The sequence below is a fragment of the Burkholderia sp. Ac-20392 genome, assembly GCF_017104585.1.
Taxonomy (GTDB): Bacteria; Pseudomonadota; Gammaproteobacteria; order Burkholderiales; family Burkholderiaceae; genus Burkholderia; species Burkholderia lata.
The window spans coordinates 1-2,317 of sequence record NZ_JAAGPB010000844.1; the positions used below are offsets into that span (position 1 = coordinate 1).

Consider the following 2,317-nt stretch of genomic DNA (forward strand, 5'->3'; position numbering starts at 1 on the left):
CGGCCGATCAGCGCGACGCGTGCGCCGCGTGCGCCGAGCCACGCGGCCGTCGCGACGCCCAGATGGCCGAATCCGCCGGTGATCGCGACTGCCTTGCCTTTGAGATCGTGTTCCATCGATGTTTTCTCCTGGATCGAGGGTTGCTTGATGATGCGTGTTGCATGAGTCATGCCGGCCGCGGCATGCGTGCGCGGCCGGCAATGCGCCACAGCGTAGCGCCGTTCACGCATCCGTGCGCACGGCGACGAGACTGCGGCGGCGCAGTTCCTCCGTCGTTTCGCCCTGGTTGTCCGGGCGCCAGCCCGGCGGCAGCAGCACGAAGCGGATCGCGGTCCACACGTCGCGGGCCGTGGCGACGTCGCGGGCCAGGCTCGCCCAGTGCTCGAGCTCGACGACGAACGGATTGCGCGAGCGGGTCGGCGTGACGAGGCCGAAACGGCACGGCTCGTCGGCGCGCTCGGCGACATAGGTGCCGAACAGGCGGTCGAACACGACCAGCACGCCACCGTAGTTCGCATCGAGATAGTCGAGGTTCGACGCATGGTGCACGCGGTGCGCGGACGGCGTGTTGAACACGTATTCGAACCAGCCGAGCTTCGGGATCCACGTGTTGTGCAGCCAGAACTGGTACATCAGGTTGAACGACAGGATCGCGAGCACGGCTTCCGGACGCACGCCGAGCCACACGAGCGGCGTGAAGAACATCGCGGCGCCGGCGATCTTGCCGGTCCAGCCGAGGCGAAACGCGGACGACAGCGTCAACTGGTTCGGCGAATGATGCACCGCATGGGTCGACCAGAAGAAGCGCACGCGGTGCGACGCGCGGTGATACCAGTAGTAGCAAAACTCCTGGCCGACGAACACGAGCAGCCCGAGCGCGACGCTGTGGAGCGGGATCGTGAAGAGCCGGTGCGCCCACGCGAGGTCGAACAGCGGCGTGGCGAGCGACAGCGGCACCAGCGCGAGCAGCTTGCGGCCCGCGAGATCGGCGAGCGACAGCCATACCTCGTTCCAGTCGAACGGTTCGGGACCGCGGGCGCGGCGCCAGGTGAGCACGGCCGCCTCGACGAGCGAGACGGCGACGATGAAGAGCGTGACGTAGTACGCGAGCTTTCCTGTTGTGGTGAGCATGATGGGCCTTTCCCTTTCCTTCGGTTGAGTCGGACGCGTCATCGGCTGCACGAACTGCCATCGCGTCGAATGGAACGCACTGTAGTGGGCGCGGAACGGAAAGACCACGCGGGAAATATGTCGCGGTATGTCGTGGGGGAAGGTGGTCAGGTGGGGTGTGGCGGGCGCGGGTGCTTGTGGATTGGAACGTGGCTGGTTTGGGGCTGCGCGGATGTGTGTCCCGCGGGAAATGTGTCGCCGTATGTCGTGGGGGAAGGCGTTCAGGTGGGGGGTGGCGGGCGTGGGTGCTTGTGGGCTGGAGCGTGGACGGTTTGGGGCTGCGCGGATGTGTGTCGGGCGGGAAATGTGTCGCCGTATGTCTCAGGGGAAGGCGTTCAGGCGGGGTGTGCCGGGCGCGGGCGCTTGTGGACTGGAGCGTGGTCGGTTTGGGGCTGCGCGTATGTGTAGCCGGCGGAAAATGCGCCGCCGCATGTTGTTGAGGAACGCGTTCAGGCGGTGCACGCCGGGCGCAGGCGCTTGTGGACTGGAGCGTGGTCGGCTTGGGGCTGCGCGTATGTGCGTCGGGCGAAAAATGTGTCGCCCGTGACAAAGTCGGTCGACGGGGTACACAACCGACATGGGCCGACGGATAGGCCCTGCGCGACATATGAACGATGTCGTTATCGATCGGAACGAAATCGATTCATCGGATGGTTGGCGACGGCGGCTCCCTGTTACGGCGAAGCCCGTTCCAGTCGCATGCGGTGTAGGGCATGCGTTCGATTCGCGTGACGCGTCCCGACACAAAACACGTAAAAAGCGGCCGGCAAATATGTCGCCGCATGTCGCCGCGACACACTTTCGCGCTGCTCACGACACGCTCCGCCCCCGTGCCACAGCCCCCTTCCCTCACGCAATCGCATCGCCATCAGCCTTGCCCGGCGCGGCATGCCCGCGATCGGCGCGACCGGCGCACACATTCGTCGTACTTCGAAACAGCACCTCACGTGTAACACCGCGACATCTTTTATGACGCGACGGGCGCGTGTCATCGCCCTAAAGTTCGTCCCGTCGCCACGCCACTGCGTGCACCGAAACGAACCGCAAGGACACCCGATGAAAACCCGCTTCCTCGTCACCGCCGCCGCCCTCACCTTCGCCTGCGCGCCGGCCTTCGCCGGCTGGGCCGGCCACGGCACCGCGAAGG

1 protein-coding gene and 1 pseudogene are annotated in these 2,317 nt (G+C 66.0%); both read right to left on the reverse strand.

Annotated elements, in window-relative coordinates; all coding sequences use genetic code 11:
* Positions 1–116 (reverse strand): annotated as a pseudogene (locus tag G3N99_RS42250) (NAD-dependent oxidoreductase); the annotation flags it as partial.
* A gap of 106 nt (positions 117–222) precedes the next feature.
* Positions 223–1,131, reverse strand: coding sequence for a sterol desaturase family protein (locus G3N99_RS38865; protein ID WP_174937115.1), 909 nt, complete (start codon positions 1,129–1,131; stop codon positions 223–225).
* Positions 1,132–2,317 lie beyond the last annotated feature (1,186 nt).

Bases quoted from the DNA above. Each gene is read 5' to 3' on its own strand.
- G3N99_RS38865 (WP_174937115.1), bottom strand. From the start codon at position 1,131: ATGCTCACCACAACAGGAAAGCTCGCGTACTACGTCACGCTCTTCATC.